The sequence below is a fragment of the Pseudoalteromonas phenolica genome, from assembly GCF_001444405.1.
Taxonomy (GTDB): domain Bacteria; phylum Pseudomonadota; class Gammaproteobacteria; order Enterobacterales; family Alteromonadaceae; genus Pseudoalteromonas; species Pseudoalteromonas phenolica.
Genome location: NZ_CP013187.1, coordinates 1,554,488 through 1,578,767, shown reverse-complemented (window position 1 = coordinate 1,578,767; position 24,280 = coordinate 1,554,488). Strand labels below are relative to the sequence as shown.

At 40.3% G+C, this 24,280-nt stretch carries 16 protein-coding genes and 1 pseudogene; 8 read left to right on the top strand and 9 right to left on the bottom strand.

Translation table 11 applies throughout. The features are described from left to right. Window positions 1-28: 28 nt before the first annotated feature. The 5 genes from PP2015_RS06935 to PP2015_RS06915 form a co-directional block, all read right to left on the bottom strand. On the bottom strand, window positions 29-793 hold the full coding sequence (locus tag PP2015_RS06935) for a class II glutamine amidotransferase (protein ID WP_058029574.1): 765 nt from the start codon (window positions 791-793) through the stop codon (window positions 29-31). A gap of 249 nt (window positions 794-1,042) precedes the next feature. After that, on the bottom strand, window positions 1,043-1,534 hold the full coding sequence (locus tag PP2015_RS06930; protein ID WP_058029573.1) for a hypothetical protein: 492 nt from the start codon (window positions 1,532-1,534) through the stop codon (window positions 1,043-1,045). Between the two features lie 136 nt (window positions 1,535-1,670). After that, window positions 1,671-2,807 (bottom strand): ABC transporter permease, encoded by a 1,137-nt coding sequence (locus PP2015_RS06925; RefSeq protein WP_083496538.1) that lies wholly within the window; start codon window positions 2,805-2,807, stop codon window positions 1,671-1,673. Continuing rightward, window positions 2,804-3,538 (bottom strand): ABC transporter ATP-binding protein, encoded by a 735-nt coding sequence (locus PP2015_RS06920; RefSeq protein ID WP_058029572.1) that lies wholly within the window; start codon window positions 3,536-3,538, stop codon window positions 2,804-2,806. Before PP2015_RS06920 ends, PP2015_RS06925 begins: the two co-directional genes overlap by 4 nt. Before the next feature lie 3 nt (window positions 3,539-3,541). Further along, a complete protein-coding gene (locus PP2015_RS06915) occupies window positions 3,542-5,062 on the bottom strand; it encodes an alpha/beta fold hydrolase (protein WP_058029571.1) in 1,521 nt (506 codons plus the stop codon). 92 nt (window positions 5,063-5,154) lie between these two features. On the opposite strand from PP2015_RS06915, the gene PP2015_RS06910 reads away from it, so the two are divergent. From PP2015_RS06910 to PP2015_RS06900, 3 genes are read left to right on the top strand one after another with little or no spacing between them, the layout of a single operon-like run. Then, window positions 5,155-5,529 carry a GntR family transcriptional regulator gene (locus PP2015_RS06910; protein WP_058029570.1) on the top strand — a complete coding sequence of 125 codons (375 nt, stop codon included), beginning with the start codon at window positions 5,155-5,157 and terminating at the stop codon, window positions 5,527-5,529. 2 nt (window positions 5,530-5,531) lie between these two features. Continuing rightward, window positions 5,532-6,371 (top strand): ABC transporter ATP-binding protein, encoded by an 840-nt coding sequence (locus PP2015_RS06905; protein WP_058029569.1) that lies wholly within the window; start codon window positions 5,532-5,534, stop codon window positions 6,369-6,371. Beyond that, window positions 6,368-7,633 (top strand): hypothetical protein, encoded by a 1,266-nt coding sequence (locus PP2015_RS06900; RefSeq protein WP_058029568.1) that lies wholly within the window; start codon window positions 6,368-6,370, stop codon window positions 7,631-7,633. Before PP2015_RS06905 ends, PP2015_RS06900 begins: the two co-directional genes overlap by 4 nt. A 351-nt stretch (window positions 7,634-7,984) precedes the next feature. Here PP2015_RS06900 and topA read toward each other — a convergent pair whose 3' ends face one another. Together topA and PP2015_RS06890 are read right to left on the bottom strand one after the other, a co-directional pair. After that, window positions 7,985-10,630, bottom strand: coding sequence for a type I DNA topoisomerase (gene topA, locus PP2015_RS06895; RefSeq protein ID WP_058029567.1), 2,646 nt, complete (start codon window positions 10,628-10,630; stop codon window positions 7,985-7,987). A gap of 237 nt (window positions 10,631-10,867) precedes the next feature. Continuing rightward, complete coding sequence (locus tag PP2015_RS06890; protein WP_058029566.1) at window positions 10,868-15,832, bottom strand: hypothetical protein; 4,965 nt, start codon at window positions 15,830-15,832, stop codon at window positions 10,868-10,870. Window positions 15,833-15,992: 160 nt separating this feature from the next. Between PP2015_RS06890 and PP2015_RS06885 the strand changes: the two are divergent. From PP2015_RS06885 to sbcB, 3 genes and pseudogenes are all read left to right on the top strand, one after another. After that, a pseudogene (locus PP2015_RS06885) lies at window positions 15,993-17,289 on the top strand (dicarboxylate/amino acid:cation symporter). Window positions 17,290-17,834: 545 nt separating this feature from the next. Continuing rightward, window positions 17,835-18,434: a CBS domain-containing protein gene (locus PP2015_RS06880; RefSeq protein WP_058029565.1), complete on the top strand. Its 600-nt coding sequence runs from the start codon at window positions 17,835-17,837 to the stop codon at window positions 18,432-18,434. A gap of 241 nt (window positions 18,435-18,675) precedes the next feature. Further along, on the top strand, window positions 18,676-20,145 hold the full coding sequence (gene sbcB, locus PP2015_RS06875) for an exodeoxyribonuclease I (protein ID WP_058029564.1): 1,470 nt from the start codon (window positions 18,676-18,678) through the stop codon (window positions 20,143-20,145). Between the two features lie 116 nt (window positions 20,146-20,261). On the opposite strand, the gene queE is transcribed toward sbcB, so the two are convergent. Continuing rightward, window positions 20,262-20,927 carry a 7-carboxy-7-deazaguanine synthase QueE gene (gene queE, locus PP2015_RS06870; RefSeq protein ID WP_058029563.1) on the bottom strand — a complete coding sequence of 222 codons (666 nt, stop codon included), beginning with the start codon at window positions 20,925-20,927 and terminating at the stop codon, window positions 20,262-20,264. A gap of 122 nt (window positions 20,928-21,049) precedes the next feature. Between queE and queC the strand changes: the two genes are divergently transcribed. Next, window positions 21,050-21,709 (top strand): 7-cyano-7-deazaguanine synthase QueC, encoded by a 660-nt coding sequence (gene queC, locus PP2015_RS06865; protein ID WP_058029562.1) that lies wholly within the window; start codon window positions 21,050-21,052, stop codon window positions 21,707-21,709. Window positions 21,710-21,860: 151 nt separating this feature from the next. Further along, complete coding sequence (locus tag PP2015_RS06860) at window positions 21,861-22,091, top strand: hypothetical protein (protein ID WP_058029561.1); 231 nt, start codon at window positions 21,861-21,863, stop codon at window positions 22,089-22,091. Window positions 22,092-22,262: 171 nt separating this feature from the next. On the opposite strand, the gene PP2015_RS06855 is transcribed toward PP2015_RS06860, so the two are convergent. Further along, window positions 22,263-24,233 (bottom strand): UvrD-helicase domain-containing protein, encoded by a 1,971-nt coding sequence (locus PP2015_RS06855; protein ID WP_058029560.1) that lies wholly within the window; start codon window positions 24,231-24,233, stop codon window positions 22,263-22,265. Between the last annotated feature and the right edge of the window lie 47 nt (window positions 24,234-24,280).

Sequence of the window (24,280 nt, the reverse complement as noted above, 5' to 3'; positions counted from 1 at the left end):
GCTTTTTTGTTTTTAACACTTCTAAATATTAAATCTTTTCGCCTAACTTAAATAACGCAAATTCGCCAGGCTCCATCTTTTGCCATTGTTCGTCATTAGTTAGTGGTCGAGTTGCAATCACAGTAACAACATCGTTCGGGGTTGTCTCTTGTTGAAAATCAACAACCATATCCGCATCAATTAATGTCGCTTTTCCAAAAGGGGCTCTGCGAGTTATCCAATGCAAATTATTGGTACAAAAAGCCAAAACAAACACCCCATCTGTGAGTAGCATGTTGAAGACGCCTTTCTGTCTTAATTCGTTAGCTAACTTTGCAGCATAACGAAACACAGAAGCCATATTAGAAGGTCGTTTTGGATACTTCTCGCGGATTTTGTCTAAGATCCAACAAAATGCCAGTTCACTGTCTGTATTGCCAACTGGCTTATAGAATTCTGGTTTTAAATCTTGGTAATTTGAAAGTTGACCATTGTGTGCATACGTAATTTCACGACCCCAAAGCTCTCGCGTGAACGGGTGTGTGTTTTCTAAACATGTACGACCTCGATTTCCTTGACGAATATGACTGATCACCGAGACACTTTTAATCGGGTAAGCTTTGACTAGTTTCGCTATTTCAGATGTGCAACTTGGCTCTGGATCTTTAAAAGTACGGCAGCCTTTACCCTCGTAAAATGTAATACCCCAACCATCTTTATGAGGACCGGTATTTCCACCGCGCTCTAAGAGGCCTGAAAAACTAAAACAAATGTCCGTAGGTACGTTAGCCGACATACCCAAAAGTTCACACATGTATATAAAACCCTTTTAAATCAATTTAAAGCGATAAAGAAAGCACTTGCTGGTCACACATTGATATTTAAGTGATGTGGGAGTTTCACTATTCTTTTCACTTTAACAAAATAGAACCAGACGTATTATGACAGCATTCGAAAAGGGTTAACAACAGGAAAGTAATGGTTTACGTAACCAATTCATCACTTATATAAAAAAGCGCTCAGTAGCAGTGATGGCTTAAATTAACAATAACTTTTAAATTCGTTAATTACTATAAAAAGAAAGATACCAACCGTTTGCTAGAGGTTCATCAAATCGAACTAGCCCTTTTTCAGGTAAGCGTTCAAGGGTGAACCCCTGTTCGCTGGGTGTATTAGGGTTTTCAACGTTATATTTATAATCATATGAAACACCAGAGCCTGCAAAACCGGCCACATATTGCTGTATACTTAGGGTGCAATTGACATTTTCACCTTTTTTAAAACCAATAGAAGTTACGCCTATTTTAGATAACCTTTCATCTAAATACTGAATCGTAGGTACATTTTCTCGTTTTGGTACACTCATGCTATAAACAAAACTGCCATCGAAGTATCTAAATGGCTGTGCCACTTTACCCATCTCGCAAACAAAGCTTTGAAGTTCTGAAAATGTGCGCTTATTTTGTTCAAAGTTCATTTTCATTTCTTGAAAGCTAGGTGGCTTTTCACACCCAATAGTTATAAAGCTCAGTAGTAAAATGAATAATCTTTTCATTAATCTTTAGTTCCTTCATGAAATGTAGCGTTATGATATTAATATCATAACTAAATACAACATTGCATTTACAGCTGTTCACATATAAAAAAGCCCCGTGAAGAACGGGGCTGGTTGGGAATATTTTATTTATTAATTATAAACCGAATACCACTTTTTCACTTTTCAGCATGCGGCTGCTTAGGTAGCTAAACACACCGAACAGTCCTAGTGTTACCAATGTTGATAAAGCCAGTTGTGCAACAGGAATGTCATTACCTTTGATAAATTCAATCATGGCGTATTGTTGTGCCGCGATTGGTAGCCACTGTACAACGTCTGTCGCGATATCATAAGTGGTTACCATGCTAAGGCCCATAGGTACAAATAAAACCATAGTTACGTAGGTTTGCGCTTCTTTGAACGACTTAGCCATGAAAGACACAAACACCTGTAAACTTGCCGACATCAATGCAATTGGTAAACCAATCACAAAACAGAACAACATAAACTCAATGCTTAAGTTAACACTAAAGCCAAGCTGTTCCCAAGGCACCATGCCATAAGCAAACTTTGAAACCACTAAGATAAGTGCAAGACCTAACATTGAGAATGTTGCTATTGCACCAGACTTCGCCAAGACGATTTGTAATGTGCTAATTGGGTGACTTAGTAATAATGCAATTGAATTGCGCTCACGCTCACCAGCACTGGTATCAATGGCTAGGTTCATCGCCGCATAAAACAGTGTCAGTACGATAGATAGCGTCGCAATACCTAAGAACATACCGCCTTTAGAGTCAGGCGTCGCTTGATCGTGTACTTGTACATCAACCGCTCTCATAAGCGTTGGATCAACACCTCTTGCCAATAAACGTAAACCCGCTACTTCAGAGTTATAGCGTGCGAGTGAACGTTCTAAACGAGAAATTGACTTACGAAGCTTGTCGTTAGACTTATCAGCTATCACAGTAACCGTTGCAGGGCGGCCTTCAGACATCTTTTCAGCAAAATCATCGCTAATCTCTAGTACGATATCTTTAACGTCTTCGCCTGTACCATGCACAATTTCTTTACTTTCAAGATATTGAACTAGATTAGGAGCTTGCTCTGCGTTTTTAATGGTAATTTTTAAATCTTCTGGTGACGCAAATTGCTTTAACATCACTGAAAATAGTAGACACATAATGATGGGTGTACCAATAGCATAGTACAAACCGGCCATTACTGAACGCTTGTCGCGGCTTGCATCCAATACTTCTTTTTTAAATAAAACTGACAGTAACTTCATCATGCTGCAATTCCTTCATCACTACCGATTAATTCAATAAACGCTTCTTCTAGGCTTTCTTTACCAGTTCGTTCGCATAATTCAGCTGGCGAGCCTTCTGCTACAACTTGCCCTTTCGCCATTACCACAACATGATCACACAGTGCGGCCACTTCTTGCATTACATGGCTTGAGAACAACACGCAGTGCCCTTGCTCTTTCAGCATCAACAGTAACTCGCGAAGAATACGAGTGCTCATTACATCTAGTCCCCGCGTTGGTTCATCTAGAATGATATTGGTTGGCTTATGCACGATTGCTTGTGCCAACGCCGTTTTCATGTGCTGGCCTTGAGAAAAGCCTTGGCAGCGTCTGTCGGCAATGTCATCCATTTTTAATTTACTCAGCACATCTTGGGTTGCAGCTTTCGCAGCATCGGTTTCCATGCCACTGAGCTCAGCATAAAATTGAATGTACTCGCGCGGCGTCAAACGCTCGTATAAACCACATGGATCTGGAAACAACCCCAATTTTTGTTTTGCAGCCATTGGCTCTTTTGCGACATCAATGCCATCAATCTCCGCATTGCCACTGTCAGCTTTTAATAAACCAAATACAGTACGTAAACAGGTGGTTTTACCTGCACCATTTGGTCCCAACAAACCTGTGATTTTGCCATTTTGTGCAGTAAAGCTCAGGTTATTCATGGCTTTTACTGAACCGATTTTCTTTTCTAAGTTATTTACAGAAATCATCTTTTACTCCTTTTCACTCGATTCAGAATCACTGTCTGCTTGCAATGCAACACCATTTAGGTTCATAAAAAACTGTTTGCGATTGTCTTTTTCTAAGCAGGTCGCATCTAATTCTTCAGTCCCATTCGAGTCAATAAATTTACCGACAATACTCGCAGCACAGGTTTGTGATACCACACCGTGTGTTGCGCTCTCAGCAACCAAGTGTTTTGCGTTACTCATTTCTACCATTGCCATTTCAGCCCAACTTGCAGGGGTAGCAGGATCTAAACCGCCTGATAATAAAAGCGTAGGAATATTTGTTTTAACTGGTTCGTAAAAAGACTTGTCTACAGGTTTGGCATCCCAAATAGGACAAGCAATATCAAAGCCTTCAATCATCATTCTTCCCATATATGCTTGGCCATGATCTGCACGAGAGGAGTCAGTTAAATTTGGCCAATCTTCAGAGCAGACGATTGCACTGTGCATGCCCATCGCCATACTATCCATCATATCTGTCGAAGACAGAAGACCGACAATCGGTGAATAATCACCATTCAAGGCTTCACTTATTGCTAAAGGTACTAATGCACGCGTGGTGTGACTGTATAAAGCCATACGGACAGTACTAAATACCTTCATTTTGGTCAGCACTAAGTTTATTTTCTTATGTGTTCTTGGATGACGAACAGTTGTTTCAATGGCTTGTTCATCTAATTGCTCAAGTAACTTGTAGAAGTTTGCTTTAAGATTTGGGTAATTTTTTGAGCAATTTGCATCAGCTTCACATCTATCAAGTAAAGCATTCATCGAATCATCAATCGCCTTACCTATCGCTGTTAGACTTTGCTGCATAGGCACAACACCATCTAGCGTAATGGTAAGCACTGAACTTGGGAATTGACGAGTATATTCTTGTGCTATGCGCGTACCATATGACACACCGTAGAGGTGAAGCCCTTTATAACCTAACGCTTCTTTAACTGCTTCAAAGTCTTTTGCCGCTGCTACAGTAGAATAATGTGTTAGGTCTGTATTAAGCTTTTCCTTACACTTTTCCGTATCTTCTTTAGCGAAGGCATCCATGTCTCCGGTTAAATCATTTAGCTCAAATTGCGAAATTAAATCTGCACCATCACATTGAAGCTTATTAGATTTGCCTGTACCACGCTGGTCAACAAGCAATATATCTCTTGATTCACGTGCATAGCGCAGGTTTCTATCAAAAATGACTGCTAACTCTGTCGCTGATTGTCCAGGCCCCCCCGCAAAACCAAGCACAGCTTCATCTGGTTTACTTGGTTTAATTGCAGGGATGATTGCAAAATGAATGTCTATTTCACCGTCCGCTGGATTATCTGAAACTGGCTGCTTAATGCTACCGCATAATAATCTGTCATCTAAACCCTTTGCATAACATGGTGTAAGTTCTGGTTTTACTTGGTTTTCTTGCTCTGCAATAGCTGAAGATGAAAGCCCCATCATTAACGGTAGAGCCGCTAACTTAAAAAGACCTATTTTTGTCATGTTACTTCTGCTCATCATTGAGTTCCTTGTTGCTTTTTACACACACTATGATACTTTTAACTTAGTGTATTGGTGTATTATTGTATTAATACAGTGAGTTCAGATTAATGCTAGAATTTATTAATGTCAACCCCAGTAGTGGCGATCCAATTTATAAACAATTACACGAGCAAATCGTTCGTTTAATTGTCGGTGGCCAAATACAAGCTGGAGAAGAGTTGCCATCCGTTAGAAAAATTGCAGAATATTTCACCGTGAACCCTATGACAGTGTCACGGGCTATTGGCATGCTTGTAGATCAAGGTTGGTTAGAAAGACGAAGAGGCCAGCCTACTCGGGTTGCAGAGCAGCAACCCCAATCATCGGAACAAGGTCAAACGCTTCTTTATGAAGGAGTAGATCAACTTATTCAGCAGGCTAAACAGCTTGGTGTAACCGTGAACGAACTAATTGAGATAATCTCACAAAGATGGGAGCAATAATAATGACAACCGCCCTTTTGGAATATAAAAACGTTCATAAGATATTTAATCAAAGCATGGTTTTAAAAAATATCAATTTAACCATTGAACCTGGTATGGTTGTGGGTTTACTTGGAAAAAATGGCGCGGGTAAAACAACGCTGTTGCGCAGTGCCCTTGGGCTTATTGAGGTAGATACGGGTGAAGTATTTACCCTCGGTGAAAACCCGACTCAATTAAATGCAGAATTAAAATCACAAGTTGGCTATGTGCCACAACAAGCTTTTGGATACGAAGGTTTTTCAATTAGAGAAGCGTTAGATTTACACTCAAGTTTTTATAGCGAGTGGGATAATACACTAGAGCTAGATTGGCTAAAACGTTTTGAATTAAATTCTGATGATATGGTTGAAAACCTATCTATCGGTCAAAGACAGGCGCTTGCTTTGATCATGGCTATGGCATATAGGCCTAAACTGCTTATTTTAGATGAACCTGTGGCCAGCTTAGATCCCATCGCCCGTCGAGAGTTTATGCTTGATCTTTTTGATCTATCGCTCGAATCAGGCTCTGGAGTTATCTTCTCAACACACATCACTTCAGATATTGAACGAGTCGCGACGCATGTTGCACTTGTAAAAGACGGTGAAATCAAACTCTTTAATGAATTAGATGAACTTAAGACCTCTGTTCGAAAAATCAGTTTCACAAACGAAACGTCGGTTAATTTAAGTGATTTTGACATTCTTAACAAACAGAATAACGCAGCAATCATCTCAGGTTACCAGGACCAAGATATTTCTGGTGTAAATCATGTGTCGACATTATCTCTTGAGCAGTTATTTGTGGAGTTACACTCATGAGTAATATGCTAAACCGTGCTTGGCATAAAGGGTTTTATGCCTATTGGTTCAAAGAGTGCGGCAGCTTAAACTACCTGCTACCCATGTTTATTTTTGTCATTATCAGTGTTTTTGTTATGGCAAAGGGAGTTAGCGAGGCCCTGCCATTTACAATCTGTTTTACCAGTATTTGTGCTTTTGCATCAGTCTCTTGGCAAAGCATTCGACTTCAAGCCACTGAGTGGCACAGCTTGGTACCTGGTTATACAAAACACATCGTAAAACAGGGTCACATTATCATTATTGTGCCACACGTTATTTTACTAGCAAGTGCCATAATTTTTAAACAATACGAAGTGCTTAAATTATTAAGTGTCTCAGTTTTGATAGGCACTTTGTTTTATTTAAAGTGCAGAGTTACCAGCAAAATGTTTAACTCGAGTGCCTACTTTTTCTTCGCCATCATAGGTTTTACTGTTGTTTTCAAAGAGGTACCTACTTGGCTGGCTGCTTTAGCTTTGTTCATGAACATCAATTTGGTGCTGTTTAGAAAACACTTTGGTACAGCGTTCAAATGGCAAGCTCAAGCGCTGGTTGATTATAAGCATGCACTTCAGTCTGGTTGGTCTCCTATCCCTAAAGGTTTTTTAAAAGGATATGGACAAGGGTTAAATAAATTGTTTTTTCCATTAAGCTATTTTATGGGCCGCTCGCTCATACAATACACTGTGCTCGTACTAGTAATATTTATGGCCTTACTTAGTTTAAATTACTTTTATGTTGCGGGCAGACCTAGCTTATTTATATTTTCAAACCTTGTTTGCATTCTTGCTTTTATGATTTTATGGACAAGAATACAGAGGCAGCAAGCATGGGGAACATTGATCACTTTACCAATTTATAGCAGTGTCAGTGAAGCGAAAACAGCCTATGCAAAAGCATGTGAAAAGTATGCGCTATGCATACTAGTTTGCTCTTTGTTACTGGCTGGAACCATAGAATTTCTCAGATTCGATGAGCCGAATTTCAGATTAACTGCTGCTTATGCATTGGTAAATACGGCAGGCGTACTCTTATGTTTTTCTGTGGGTAACTATTGTAAAAAGACTGCTTTTTTTAGTATTGCTCTGGTCTTCACATTGGGCTTTGTACTGGCCATTACCGGTATAGTTGTTGAAACAGAAGAAGTCTCAACAGGGAGTCTTGGTTTAGCTTGCTGCTATTTTATCATTGCCTGTTTTGCTAATCGTAATTCATCTAAACACTTATATACCAACCTTTAGCCAATATTTTTATCAATTTAAGCGGTCTATATGGCCGCTAACTTAACGATTCAGACAAAGATTCATATCTTCACAAACTTTTAACCCCCCCAAACGTCATCGAAATAATGTTGTTGAAAAGTGTACGCTCTTACGCGAATGTTCTACTCCAACACTACATATAAATTTTCTTACCTTTATGAAAGTAGTTGCCGCACAGATAGCTGGAGCAGTGAGCGGGGTTATCTGCATCTTTTCCTTGCCTCAAAATAGCTCTCAATTGATCAAACGGATTAGTATGAGATGACGTAACAACACATATAAAAAAACCCGAGCTGAGCTCGGGTTTTTACAATTAAAAGCTAAAGAGAATTATTTAGCAGCCTTTTTCTTTTTAGGCTTATCTTCTTCAACCCATTTACCGTTTTCATACGTTGCTTTCCAGCCTGTCGCTTTACCTTCGACTTCAGTCATTACATATTGAGTCTTGGTTTTACGAGAGTAACGAACAACAGCTAAATTGCCTTCTGAATCTTTTTCAGGCGCATCCGCAAGGTAATAGAACTTAGGTGAAATTCTATCTCTGAACTGTTTTAGCTCCGCGACTTTAGGCGCACGTGTCTCCCTAGATTTAGGGAATGTGTGTGCCGCTAAGAAGATACCCGAAGCACCATCACGTAATACAAAATACGCCTCTGACTTTTCACAAGGTAACTCAGGTAAATGCACTGGGTCTTCTTTCGGTGGCGCTGGCTCACCGCTTTTAAGAAGTTTACGCGTGTTTTTACAATCTTCGTTGGTACAACCGAAATACTTACCAAATCGACCAGATTTAAGCTGCATCTCTGAACCACACTTATCACAGTCAATTACTGGACCGTCATAGCCTTTGATCTTAAACGTGCCTTTTTCAACGATATAACCGCTACAACCTGGGTTATTACCGCAGACATGAAGCTTACGGGTCTCATCAATTAGGTATGAGTCCATCGCTGTTTCACAAATCGGACAACGTTTCATCTGCATGAGTGTTTCAGTTTCAACGTCTTCTACATCGGCCGCAACTGCTTCATCACCAGACACTAGGTTCATGGTTGTTGTACAACGCTCTTTCGGCGGCAAATTATAACCAGTACAGCCTAAGAAAACCCCTGTAGAAGCCGTACGTATACCCATCTTGCGATTACAAGTCGGACAATCAATATCAGTCTCAACCATGACGTTCTGACGCATACCGCCATTTTCTTCGTCACCACCAGCGACTTCTAACTGCTCTTTAAAATCAGCGTAGAATTTATCAAGTACTTGAGTCCAAATACGCTCGCCTTCAGCGATGTCATCTAAGCGACCTTCCATCTTCGCGGTGAAGTCGAAGTTCATGAGGTCGTTGAAGTTCTCTACCAATCGGTCAGTGACGATCTCACCCATTTTTTCAGCGAAGAAACGACGGTTTTCAACGCGTACATAACCACGGTCTTGAATGGTTGAAATAATTGCTGCGTATGTTGAAGGACGACCGATACCACGCTTTTCAAGCTCTTTTACTAAACTTGCTTCAGAATATCGTGCAGGTGGCTTAGTAAAGTGCTGCTTAGGGTCTAAAGCCACTAGGTCAACATTATCACCCACTACAACGGCTGGTAGTGATTGATCTTCTTCGTTTTTCTTACGAACTGAAGGCTGTACTTTAGTCCAACCATCAAAACGTAATACTCGACCACGGGCTTTTAGCGTGTAATCACCCGCACCAACCGTAATGGTTGTTAAGTCGTATTCTGCTGGTGTCATTTGACACGCAACGAATTGACGCCATATAAGCTCATAGAGCTTTTTAGCATCAGCATCAACACCTTCTACATGACCTGATAGTACATTTACATCTGATGGACGAATGGCTTCGTGCGCCTCTTGCGCATTACCTTTTGCACTGTATTTAATTGGATTTTCAGGCAAATACTTATTACCAAAGTTATCTGTAATGTAGTCACGACACATTGCAACCGCATCATTTGAAAGGTTGGTTGAGTCAGTACGCATATACGTAATGTAACCAGCTTCATAAAGACGCTGAGCCAACATCATGGTCTTCTTAACACCATAACCCAAGCGAGTGCTTGCAGCCTGCTGCATCGTCGATGTGATGAATGGGGCGCTTGGCTTACTCTTACTTGGCTTTTCTTCTACTTTAACAACGCTTAATGAAGAAGACTCAATAGTATTAACCGCTGCCATAGCTTGAGCTTCGTTCACAGGCTTAAACGCTTGGCCTTGGAACTTAGTGACCGCAAAGCGAACATCTTCAGCTTTGGTTTTTGTATCTGCGTGAATATCCCAATACTCTTCAGGAATAAACGCTTTGATTTCACGTTCACGTTCTACCAGAAGTCTTACTGCAACTGACTGCACACGGCCCGCAGATAAACCACGTGCGACTTTTTGCCATAATAAAGGGGAAACCATGAAACCAACGACACGGTCCAAGAAGCGGCGCGCCTGTTGCGCATAAACCATGTCTGTATTTAGTTGACCTGGCGCTTCGAATGCTTGTTGAATCGCATTTTTGGTGATTTCGTTGAAAACAACGCGCTTATACTTCTCTGGCTCACCACCGATGATTTCTTCAAGGTGCCAAGCGATTGCCTCCCCCTCTCTATCCAAATCGGTTGCGAGATAGATATGGTCGGCATTTTCAGCGAGTTTTTTAAGTTCTTGTACGACTTTTTCTTTGCCTGGAAGTACTTCGTAATGTGGCTCCCACCCTTTTTCAGGATCGATACCCATACGTGCGACTAAATTCGCGTAATCTTTGTTCTTCTTATATATGGCTTTTTCTTCCGGCGACATTTTTCTTACTTCTGCCGGAGACTTGGTCGCAACCCCTTTTGTTTTGCCTGCACCTGAGGTCGGAAGGTCGCGCACATGACCTACACTTGATTTAACAATGTAGTCTTTGCCTAAGTATTTATTAATTGTTTTCGCCTTTGCAGGTGACTCTACAATTACTAACGATTTGCCCATAGCTGCCTATTCTGACTCATCTTGGTGTATGCCCATCGGGCGTGAATATTTATAGGTATATCTACAAACACCTATTGTTACAAGCTTTTAATACAAAGTTTTAGCTGATTAATGATTAATTACACAGTTTTTGTTGCAATTTTAAGCAAAAATGTATCAAGCAATAAGTAAGCTGCGCAATATAATGGAAACAATACAAAAATGCCAACCGTTAGGTTGGCATTTTTTCAAGTGGGGTTATGGATTGGCGTCGAAAACGTCAATTTCTTTAGTGACAGTCTTGGTCTCACCATCAGGTTGAGTAAAAGTAAATTGAATTGTTAACAAGCCTGTTTCTTGACCATTAGATTCAAGCTCTCTAGAAAGTGCGGCTATGGCGTAATCTGATTCAACCCTACCTGTATTTGGAATAACAGAATTAAGATTCCTGACATCCAACTTGCCATTAGTACTCGTTACCTCAACTTCAGTACCTGAAGGCAGGGGGTTACCATTTCTATCAGAAAAATAAATGTAAACCACCAATGACTCAACACCCCTATCACCAAGCGTAACTTGCTTTATATCGCATAAGTCATCATGCCCTGTGATAGGCTCTAACTGTTGAATAATATCGAAAATTACATTGCCATCACTATCACGCTCTACATTTCCATCATCATCGAATGACGGTAAGGTGACATTGTCACAATTTGTATTAGTAGAAATAACGTCTACTCTGCCATCCAAGTTAGAGTCTGAGGTCAAATCCACACTCGATTTTTCTACAGCAAAACGTACAAATGGATCATCATCTGAAAGTACCAGCTCTAGATTACGCCTTACTTCGATCAGTCCTTTATTACATTTACCAGATGTTTGGGCAACCTGGCCACAAAGTAAGCCGTCATATATGCCGTTAGCTTCAGTGTATAACCCGTCGTTATCTGAATCTCGGAAAGTTTCAAATACACCACCATCTGATTGCTTCGGATTACAAGAATCAGTATTAGGATCTACATCATCTTCAGAGCTTTGAGAACAAAGGCTCGCACCATCATATTGGCCATTTCCATTTAGGTCGATAAATGCTTCGGGTCTATCAAAACTATAGTAGAATTCCCCCTCATCAAAGCGACCATTTCTTCGCTCTAATGTAACTTCTCCATCATTATTCACATCACTAGGCCTATCAATGAAGCTTTCTTGCCCTTTAGCAACAACTAAGAAATTAACTCGACCACCTTGAACTATATTGTTGATAATATTTCCATCATCATCAGTAACACTGCCGTCAGTAGTTGGGTAAGCACCAATACATGGCGCCGGCTCTCCGAAATAAGTATCACATACATCACCGATTTGGTTCCCCCAGGCGCTATCAGCGAAAGGAACATCGCCTTGCCTTCTCCACGTTAACGTACAAGTTGCATCTATGCTTGAACAATTATACAACGGAGTTAAATCTTCCCCATCTAAGGTTCCAACAACACCTGAGCTCGCAACAACTGTAGCCGTAACTCCGTCACCACTTAGATGATTAAACTGATCTCCGAAGAAGATATTAATGTCCACCGTAGCACCGATATAATCTAATGCATTTATATTTGTTGTAGCTAAGACCGCATCAAAGCTATCTTGATCTGTCACACCAGAACTTAAAAGAATTCTTGAAGACACGCCAGTAATTTGCTCAGAAATCGGCACAAGAACATAACCGCCGGTAGGGCAATCATCAGGACGCGGGTCAACGTTACAGCGATCAAACTCATCAGGCCAGCATGTTACCTGTTGATCCGTGTTCTCCACTTGCTCAATTAAGTTATCAGGAATATAACATGCTTGCACAACGAGCGGACCTGGCACTAGACCTGAAGTTACGGTTGTTTGCGCTTTACCATCATTGTCTGTACTGCTAGACGATTGTGTTAAGCCTGCAGCACCAATACTGTCAGTGAGCCTGAAGTCGATACGTTTTTGTTTAATCGGGTTTGTGTCTTCATCTAACAGCTGAAATTCAACCACTGACAGTGTTGGTGCTCCACCTTCACCAGGTGGTAAAGCAATAAACTGCTCAAAGTTTTCATTGGTGGTCAAGAACTTCAGAGCTTGCGCTGGCGACTCGCTGACTGTCAATTCGATAGAGTTTACAAAGTTATTCCCGCCCGCTTCAACTGTTGCAGTAATGGTATCAGTAATACTACAGCCATTTGCTCTATATGTTGCTGTTGCTTCTCCATTAGATGATTTAACTTGCGCATCTAGCTGTGCTTCTTCGTTAGCTGCACACACAGAAGAAAAGTTAACATCAGCTGGGGTTAGGTATAAATTGCCTTCTTCATCACGAAGCGTAGCTGTAATGACGGTACTACCACCGGCTTTAAGTTCGGTAACTCCCTCATCCAAACCGTTGTCGAGAGTAATTTCTAAATCGACCACACCAACTGAAAAGTTGCTGGTATTTGTCTCTCCATCATAAGTCGCAGACACAGTACCTGCACCACCACTATCTCCTGGCTGAAGTTTTAATAAGGCAACACCAAACTCATCAGTTAATGCTGTGCCACTACTAGGTAAAATCTGACCAATCGTTGTTGATACAGTTACAATTTCACGAGTCAAAGCAGTGCCACTTTGTTTAGATGAAAGCTTAACAAAGACTTCTGCTAACTCATTCGAACTAATACGGCTAGAATCGGAACAACCAGTACTACCGTCATCGGGGTTTAGCTCTACTGTTTCTCGATTTGCATCCCAGTCATCATTACACCCTGTAAGTATTCGGATATCAATTTCATAAGTGCTAGTTTCATCTCTTGGATTACCAGAAGAATGAAAAAATGCTTCTTCGGTAAAGCTAAGATTTTCAGTTTGCTGATAAGTTACTGTGAACTCGCCTAAACCTGCTTCAGTTGTTGGTATAAGCTCAAAATTCGCTTCACCATTTGAGTCAGTTGCAATTTTACCGTTACTAGGGCGAGTAGTTGCAATAGCATCACCTTGAACTAGTATTAGTGCATTGTTTATAGGTTGGTTGTTCTCCGTCAAAGTAACAGTTACAAAACCATTCGTTCTGGCTGAAACTGGGTTACCAGCCGTAATAGGTTGCCCGTTTTCGTCTAATACTTGCCCGACAGTTAATGTAATACCACCAGTGCCAGCACTGTTGAAATCAAGCGTTGCTTCTAAATCTCCATCTTCTTTTTCAAAAGTCACAGTTGCTCTGCCAGCACCTTCAAGGTCGTTATCAAGCAAACGAACTGTAGCGATACCTTGACTGTCAGTCAAAATTGAGCCTGATTTGTGATCCAGCGTTGCAAACTCATCAACCGCAAATCTAACTCGGCTATTTGCCACTGGTGAATTGTTGAAAAGAAGCTGAGCCTCTAAAATCAGCGGGTTAGTGCCTGATAACTGATTAGAAACATTCGAGTCACTTTCATTTTTTGCTACGAATACAAATTTGTAAGGGTCGATATCAAATTTCGGATTACCATCAGTATAATACGGTTCAACACCTACAACATCTGAATCATCATTGTGCGTATATGTAGCGGTTAATGCTTCTGCACCAGTTTGGGTATTCGCCTGTAAAACAAGTCGGGCCTGTCCATTTGCGTCGGTTACAACTCGACCATCACTAGGGACGGTAACCCCCTTTTGGCCGACATCAACGGTAATGAATTTGTTGGCGAGTGCTGTGTTACCTTCAGTTAGAGAGATAGTCACAAACGCATCTTTATTTTCACCAATTCTATTCGTATCTGTTATTGCATTCCCGGTTGAGTCAGTAATCGTAATATCAATCGCAATGCTATCTGTACTAAAGCCCATGGAAAAGTACGTATTTTGTACATTAATATTATCTGTAGAAGGTGATTGACTTGTACCTTTATAAGTTGCAGTAATAATCCCAAGCCCTTTTTCAGTATTCGGCTTGAGAATAAACATAGCTTCGCCATTGGTTTGTGTTAATCGGCTCGAGAAATCTAACGAAGCTTGAGTTCCTGCATCCACTTCTACAATAGCACCAGGCTTTTCAACCTGATCTTCAACTACTTTAACAGTTACAATCGCTGGTTTTGACACACTGAGTGGATTAGTTTCATTAATCTCATTCCCTTCACTGTCAAGCACTGACAAACTCATTTGAATGCCTCCATCACCTAACGAGGTGAAATTAAAGCTTTCAGTTACCTGTGTGCCAGATTGAGGAGTGAAAGTAACATTAACAATACCAGAGCCTTTAACCGTATTTGCTTTTAAAACTGTTGATGTTTTTCCGTCAGCATCTGTTAGCCCAGATGTTCTTTGCAACTCAGAAGTGTTATCACCCGAAAATTCTATTGTTTGGTTACTTAAAGCTTGGCCGTTTAATAAAAGCGTTGCTTCTAACGTGATAGGCGTTGCAACACTTAAATTAGAAAGAGATTCACCAGTAGCAGCGTTTGTACCACTTAAATTGATAGCATAAATTTCTTCACCAAAAAAAGGGTTACCTGACGTTGTAAAATTAGCCACTGATTGCGCTTCTTGGTAGGTTGCGATGACCTCACCGACTCCGACTTCTTTTGTTGCATGTATTGCCAAAACAGCAATACCCTGAGAGTTAGTTTCAACTTTAGCGTTACTATTTGTCGAGGCAAGTGAATCTAATTGGAAGTCTATCGTCTCGCCTACTCGAGGATTGCCGTCGAACAAAAGTGTGGTGCGCACTAAAGCGCTTTTCGATTGGCTTAGTGGATTTTCCGCGCTTATTGGATTTCCAGAGAGGTCAACAATATCTGTTGAAATCTGAAGCCCGCCATCCCCCATTCCTGAGTAATCAATGCTTTGTTCGAGTGTAACTTCAGACACAGATGCTGAAGCTGTAATTTCACCAGCACCTTCCTGATTTGTTGGAAGTAGCTTGACCGTTGCTTTACCTTCACTATTCGTCAATACAGAAGATGGACCATCAAAACGCGCATAATCGTCGGTTGAGAAATTTATACGGGTGTTGGCTACAGCCGAGCCGTCATTCTTTAGCGTTGCTTCGATTGTGAGGGGCGTATCTAGAGAAAGTTCAGTGGTTTGCTCTAAAATTGATAAAGTCAGTTGATAATCGTCTGAATTACCACCATCTCCAGTATTATTGTTTGTTTTATCTATTGTTCCACCGCCGCCACAAGCTGTGACTAATAAGGAAAACAACAAAATGCTAAACCAGCGCATCAAAGGCATGACCCCCTCTCCCTAGCTGAATTAAAATTATTATCTCCCCATGTTACCTTATAAAGTGATTAAAAATCACAACTTTTTCTTAACTATTTAACGTTTTTTTTTGGTCTCAGAGCACCATGCTGGTAGGCTATGATGAATTTGAAAAAATCTAACAATCAATATGACACAAAATAACAAGATGAGTTTAACCACTCGCATCATGCTGGGCATGGTCTCGGGTGTTTTTCTGGGCCTGCTTTTCCAATTTATTCTTGGCGATAAAGATGACGTTTTAATCCCTCTTGGGCTATTTGATCTGGCCGTTAAAGGCTTCTTTGTAGACGGCTTATTTCACATAGGCGGGCAAATTTTCATTGCCAGCTTAAAAATGCTGGTAGTGCCTTTAGTCTTCATTTCTTTGGTGTGTGGTACATGTAGGTCGTTTAGGTGGTAAATCAATCGCACTTTATTTAACTACTACAGCTGTAGCTATTACCGTAGCAATATCACTTGCATTATTAGTTAGCCCAGGAGTGGGTTATGACGTACCTACAGAAGCAGCTTTTGACGCTAAACAAGCACCAACGCTGACTCAAGTTATTATTAATATGTTCCCTACCAACCCTATCAATGCGATGGCAGAAGGGAACATGTTGCAAGTTATTGTATTTGCTCTTTTATTTGGTATTGCAATGGCACTAAGCGGTGAATCCGGTCAGCGTGTTGCCAAAGTGTTTGATGATTTAAACACGGTAGTGCTTAAACTTGTGACTATTTTAATGAACCTAGCGCCAATAGGTGTTTTCTGTTTAATGGCTAAGTTATTTACAACCATTGAAATGGCCTTAATCCTCGGTTTGGCAAAATACTTCTTTACTGTATTAGCTGCTTTATTTATTCATGCACTCATCAACTACTCTGCGCTTTTAAAAGTTCTAACGGGTTTAAGCCCTGTTAGATTCTTAACTAAAATGAAAGACGCATGTATGTTTGCGTTTAGCACATCAAGCTCAAGTGCGACTATGCCAGTTACGCTTGAAACAGCCACTAAAAAGCTAGGTGCACACAACTCAGTTGCGTCTTTCACCGTGCCACTTGGTGCGACTATTAACATGGATGGCACTGCCATCATGCAAGGTGTGGCGACGGTATTTATCGCTCAAGTTTTCGCTGTTGATTTAACTATCAGTGATTATCTTATGGTTATCCTTACCGCTACACTTGCTTCTGTTGGTACTGCTGGCGTGCCTGGTGTGGGTCTTATCATGCTTGCAATGGTATTAAACCAAGTAGGTCTTCCAGTTGAAGGAATTGCAATCATTATGGGTGTTGACCGACTGCTTGATATGACGCGAACAGCTGTAAATGTTACAGGTGACTGTATGGTGACTTGTGTTGTTGCTAAGTCTGAAAACGAATTCGATACACATGTTTTCAATGACCCAAACGCTGCTAAAAATCTAGAAAAGCTAGACTAAACACTATATTCAGTAAGAAGCCTCGATACACAGTTGTCGAGGCTTTTTATATCTTCCTCCTCCACCATTGCGCCATCCCCAATTCGTTCTCTAAGCTAGTGCTTAAATTTAAAAATTGAATTATATCAACATGTATAAAACGTAATTTATACGCTGTTACAAATTACCTATTGTAATTTGTTCGCACTGCCCATACATTGAAGTTATTGGTTAATTCGAGTGTGTTGTATGAACATAGTTAAGATTATTGCGCTACTTTGCGTTATCAGCTTAATAAATGTATCAACAGCTAAAGCTGTTCAGTACGACTCAATGCCGTCAGTAACTTCGATTTTTACCGACCTTGATAACTCGAACAGCACTGATCTTGACGACAGTATACTCAATGAACTTCTACCTTCTGATGCTACGGGTGAGGTTTGTGAGTTTACTTATTCTCTCTTTCCCTCGACGAAGTCAAATCACCACTTATCAATAAGAGCACCCCCTTATTTAAATTAATTCCGATTTTTTCGTGCTTATTAATTTATATACAGAGGTGACTTATGAACGCTTTTACGACTTTAAAAACTCAGCCTGCAGCCAACTTAACATTTGTAACTGAGCAATTACCTTCTCCTACTAACCAGCACTTACTTGATGCAAATGAACCTGCATTACAATTGATGCGCAACCTGGTACTTAATCCAATTCAACATATTGAGTTAGGCGCTGATATTGATGAAGCGAGCTTAATTTTAAATCGCACTCACCATAAAGTGAGCTTTGTGATTGATGCACATAACAATATTGTTGGGCTAATTTCAAAGGCAAGAATAGGTAGTCGATACATTTTATCAATTGCCGACAGACTCAATTGTAACCGTAAGGACTTAAACGTTGGCGATGTGATGATCCCAATTCAATCATTACAGCAAATTTCATTTCAACAAGTTGAGCAATCAAATGTTGGTCACATTGTCAAAACCGTAGAGCAAAGTGGTGCTGACTTCTTATTAGTTATAGACGACACAAACTCGTCGTTTGTTGGTTATTTTGATTTAATCGATTTAGCAAAAATTTGCGGTGCAAATATTAACACTGTAAAGCCTGCAAACAAGTTCAGTGACATAGTTGATACCCTACTCCATCACGCAGAGATTTAACCATTATCCCAAAGTAATGTACGTTAAAGTTCAAAGCGCCTGAGGGCGCTTTTTTTGATTTGTTAAGTGCTTTCTTTTCTTAAGTACACCTAAAAATACCCAGTTTGAAAATGAACGTTTCAGGCTAATACTTTGCTCAACCCTCTTCATATTAATTTTAAAAATCGAAGCCATTTATCATATGTGTTACTATGCTTGCGTTATGAACCTACATATAAGCACCGTAGATAGCTAAAGATTTATGCAAGAAAACAACCAATTACACACACAAGAAAACGTTGAAGATATCCCTACTATCTATTGGTATGACTTCGAGACTTGGGGGGCAAACCCACAAAAAGACCGCCCAAGTCAATTTGCAGGTATTCGCACCGATTACAATTTAAACATTATCGGTGAGCCTTTAATAGAATATTGCAAACCTGCCCCTGATTATTTACCTCATCCTGAAGCATGTTTGATCACTGGCATAACACCACAACATGCACTTAAACATGGTTTGGTTGAAGCTGAATTTATGGCAAAGATCCATGCTGAATTTAGCCGCCCTAACACCTGTGTGGCTGGTTACAACAGTATTCGCTTTGATGATGAAGTAACGCGTTATTCATTGTATAGAAACTTCTATGACCCTTACGAGCGAGAATGGCAAAACGGTAACAGCCGTTGGGATATTATTGATTTAGTGCGTGCTTGTTATGCATTGAGACCTGAAGGTATTGAGTGGCCATTAAAAGAAGATGGCTCACCAAGCTTTAAACTCGAAGAGCTAACCGTTGCCAATGGCATAGAGCACGCAGCAGCGCACGACGCGCTTAGCGATGTAACGGCAACGATTGCGCTGGCTAAGTTAATCAAAGAAAAGCAACCTAAACTGTTTAATTTCTTCTTTGGATTAAGAAATAAGAAGGCGCTAGCTGATCTCGTTGATGTGTATAACATGCAACCTCTGGTACATACCTCTTCGCGTATTCCTGCGACTCAAGGCTGTACAAGTTGGATTGCACCAATGAGCTTTCACCCAGTGAATAAAAATGCCGTGGTGTGTTTTAACTTAACTGAAAATCCTCAAGTGCTGCTTGACTTAAACGTTGAGCAATTACGTGAGCGCCTTTATACAAAGCATGCTGATTTAGGTGAGGATGAATTACCGGTTGGTCTTAAGTTGGTGCATTTAAATAAGTGTCCTATTTTGGCACCAGCTAAAACTCTGCTTCCTGAAAATGCAGCACGTTTAGGCATAGACAGAGAAAAGTGTCTTGAAAATTTAAAAGTGCTAAAAGCGCACCCTGAATTAAGAGACAAAGTGGCGGAAGTGTTTAACGATAAAGCGGACTTTAGCAGCACAACGAACCCTGATTACCAGCTTTATAATGGTTTTACGTCAAAAGCAGATAAAGCTAAGTTTGCGATGATCAGAGACGCGGCGCCTGAGTCTTTAGGCTCATTTGATTTAGAGTTTGATGACCCCAAATTTACCACTATGTTATTTAGGTACAGAGCTCGTAATTGGCCTCACACGCTCACGCCGCACGAATTAGATGTATGGCGTAAATATTGCCAAAACAAGTTGATGCATGGTGAAGATAACCCTTCTATCGGCGCTGAAGATTTTATGTTAACGCTAGAGAATTTATTGCATCAACATGATGGTAACGAAAAGAAAATGAGCATTTTAAAATCTTTGTATATGTATGCACAAAGCCTGTAAGTCTTGGTTCGACCTAAGCAGTTTTTCTAAGCACTTAAATTCTTTATTTTAAATATTTCACAAAAAAAGCCCGTTTCAAACGGGCTTTTTTTTTTGAGCACTAACCAAATGAATAATTAGTTTATGCCAATATATTTGTGCACTTGCACTGATAAACGCCAGTTTTTCTTTAAGCAAGTTTCGATAGCCAGTTTAGTTGCTTTGGCTTTTTGGCTAATTGGCTGTAAGTAAATAAGCTCTGGTCTCACACCTGTTTGCTCGAATAACGCTTCGAGTTCATCAACGTGCTTTTGCATCGCGATTGGGTGTTTGATTTCATTTGCTCTTTGCATGGCTGACGTCAGTACATCATAGCCGCCGCGCATGTTGATTTTTGGCGATACGGTTACCCAAGTTGACTCAGGTGCTAGAATTTCAAAGGTGCCACTGGTTTCAATTTGTGTGGTGTAACCTGCTACATGAAGTTGCTCGCAAAGAGGCACTAAATCGTACATACAGGGTTCACCACCAGTAATAACCACATGCTTTGCTAAATAACCACGCTCTTTGAACAAATTGATGATGTCGTCAATACTGGCATTTGCCCACTTTTCAGAATCTGCTTTCTTTTCGACTGTTTCGCCTAAAGTTACAAGATAGGTGCCGTTAGTTTCCCACGTTTGTTTGGTATCACACCAAGCACAACCCACTGGGCAGCCCTGCAAACGCAAAAATATCGACGGCACACCAGTAAAACTCGCTTCACCCTGGATGGTTTCAAAAATCTCATTAACTTTGTACAAAGCAGCTCCAATACAACATAGCAAACTCAAAAAATCGGCCGTGAAAATTGTTATTTTTTCAGCGGCCGTGTAGTATATCGCGCCCTGAAGCAAACCTCTATCAAATTCGAGGCAATAATCTTATGAGTGAAAAAGTCGTCGTAATCTATTCTGGTGGAATGGACTCTTACACAGTATTAAACAAAGCAATTAAGTCAGGCTTTGACGTGTATGCGTTATCGTTCAACTATGGCCAGCGCCATGTGAAAGAGTTAGAAGTCGCTGCGAATGTTTGTGCTGATTTAAACGTGCACCATAAGGTTGTTGATATTTCTGCTATCAATCAGCTTATTGGCGGCTCATCGCTGACCGATGACATTGAAGTACCTGAAGGCCATTACGAAGAAGAAAGCATGAAAAGTACGGTTGTGCCTAACCGTAATATGATCTTACTTTCTTTGGCGGTAGGCTATGCGGTATCGCTTAAAGCTAACAAGGTATTTTATGGCGCGCACTCAGGTGATCATGCCATCTATCCTGACTGTCGCCCGGAATTCGTTGAAAAGATGAGTGACGTATGTCGTATCGCTAACTACGAAGAAGTTGAAATTGTTTGTCCATATTTAAACAATTCAAAGATTGAAATTTTAACCGATGGTCTAAAAATGGGCTTAGATTATAGCAACACATGGACTTGCTATAACGGTCGTGAAAAAGCCTGTGGTAAATGTGGCGCATGCCAAGAGCGTTTAGAAGCATTTTCATTAAATAACGCTAGCGACCCTCTTCCTTACGAAGCTTAATTGTCAATTTTGTGCAATTGCAATCACCTACTGCAGTTGCACAATCCGTTAACCTCATTGAAGCTCTGTTCTTCCCTTCTCTGACTTTTGTCACTAACTTAACTCAATAGGACTGCTATTCTAAGATTAGAATTATTAGTAGGAGTCAGTTATGTCAGGAACAACTATGATCGTGATGATCGTTTTCATTTGTGTTGGATTAGGGATGGTTGGAGAGTGGGTAAAACGCTATCTCGCATTCAAAGAAAAAGCACTTAAGCACTCGGGTGACTCCGAACAAATGCGTAAAGAACTCGCAGCCCTTAAAAGCCGGGTTGAAACACTCGAAAAAATCGTCACGGATGAAGGCTATCAACTCGATAAGAAAATCAGTAATTTGTGATTTTGTAAGTGATGCCAATCTGCTTAACTAAGTTGTCTATTTTGAGGCAAGAAAAACTTGTCGATAGCGAGGCGAAACTTTGCTATTCAGTTGTTCTAAATAAGAAATTTTTTATTAAGCTAGCGTCAGGTTTAAACCCTCAAAATGATGAAGTGTTATTGCGGATTGGTGTTAGTAGTTTAACTCCATCACAAACTCACTCGGAGACTGCTCAGGAATGAGCAGCACCAACTGCTTTTTGGCACGTGTTAATGCGACATAGAACAGTCTTCTCTCTTCTGCATCTTTAAATCGCTCTACTTGAGGCAGTAAAGCCTCAACTAAAGGTGCTGATTTCACTCTTGAAGGCAATGACTTCTTGTCTAGTCCAATTAAAACCGCGTAATCGGCCTCTTTTCCTTTTGCAGCATGGAATGTCATCTGTGTTATAGAAAGTTGCTGATAGTGGCTCTCAATTGCTTGTAGAGTTGATTTATCTAGTAGCGCAGCATGACTTCTCGCTAAGATTAGTACACTGGCATTGGTCGGTGCTTGATTTGCAATGTACCCAAATGCTTCTGACACCCCTTGCATTGGATCAGTGTGAAAGACTTCTTTTACAGCAGGTAATGAGTTTGATGAGAAAGCTTGTATTGATTTGGTAATTTGTTGTGGGTTAGCACAAACAAACTCAGCAGATAAATCAAGTAAAGCCTGAGAATAACGAAATGTTTTATCGAGTTGGGTGGTCGTTGCATGTCCAAAGTGTTTTGCAAACTCTGTGGTATAACGAATATCGCCGCCATTAAATCGGTAGATTGATTGCCAATCATCACCCACTGCAAATAGTTGGCTACCTGATTTATTAGCCAATAAGTCTTTCACCAATTCAGCACGCATTGGTGAAATATCTTGAAACTCATCAACTAAAATAAACTTCCATTGCGGAGTATATTGACCACTTAGCGTATATTGTCTGGCACGAATGATCATGTCATCAAAATCGATGCTATTTTCATTTGATAAATAGAGATTATATTCAACTAGAAAATGTCTCAGTAGGGTTAAATCGTCTGAAAACCTTGTCTCTAGCTCAGAAATTTTGTCAATTGCATGTGCTTGTTTGTAGAGACTTATCAGCATGAAAATTGTTTGTACAAACTTGTTTTTCAATGGCGAGTTTAAAAATGTACTTAGCTCACCTTCAAATTTGTAGGCAAAGTTATTTCGCAAAAATGCAATTAACAGCTGCTTAAATGAATCGTCAGAGTATAGCGCTTGTAGAGTATCGATTATAAACGCCGTTTTAGCCTGAAGATTGGTAGATAATTCAGACACCTTAGGCACACTACCTTCTACATCGGCTATGATTTGCTTGCCCAAACTATGAAAAGTCATGACTTGATCTTTTTCTTCAAGCCTCGCTTGCAACTCTTCACTGGCATCACTGCCATAGGCTAATACTAATAGGTCTGCCGCTTTGGCTTGCTTTGTGTGAAGTAAGTATTTAAATTTCGCTGTAATGACACTGGTTTTTCCCGTACCAGCGCCTGCCAGCAATAATTGTCTGTCATCTTGAATAATGCAGGCACGCTGCTGTGCTTCAGTGAGCGGGTGTTGCTCAAGCCTATCAAAGAATGATTTATACTCTCGCATTTTGTAATTGATAAAGCTGTTTTTAAACTCTGCAATATCTGTTTCTGTCCAGCTAACTAATTCTTTTAAAGATGCCAGTGCTTTTTGTATATCGTCCGTTAATTGGCACTTTAGATCTCGAGCAAGCCAGTTTACAGCCAAGGCTTTAACTTTGTCTTTGATTGCCAACCATTTTCGGTGTGACAAAAATGACTGCTTTAACAGTGCTTCAATTTTAGAAATTGTATTAACTAAATCCGCTTTATTTGCATTACACCAATAGTTGTCTAGCTGGCCTTGGCAATCACTGTGCGCTGCAAAACGGTGCTTGTAAGAAGTATCATCAGCATTAAGTTGTATCTCAATCAAATGACTAAAAGGTGTTTTATGTAATTGAGGCGAACATTGTAACGCTTGCCATGAGTAAGCAAGCGTATCGTTGTGTAATTGTAAAATAAGTTGGCTTTCATTTAACTCAATTGCCTTGAGCTTATGTCTAAGTGATACAGCAGTATTTTGGAAGATCAAGATAACAGTTCAATGAGCAAAATGATGACTTATGTTAATCAAGGCTA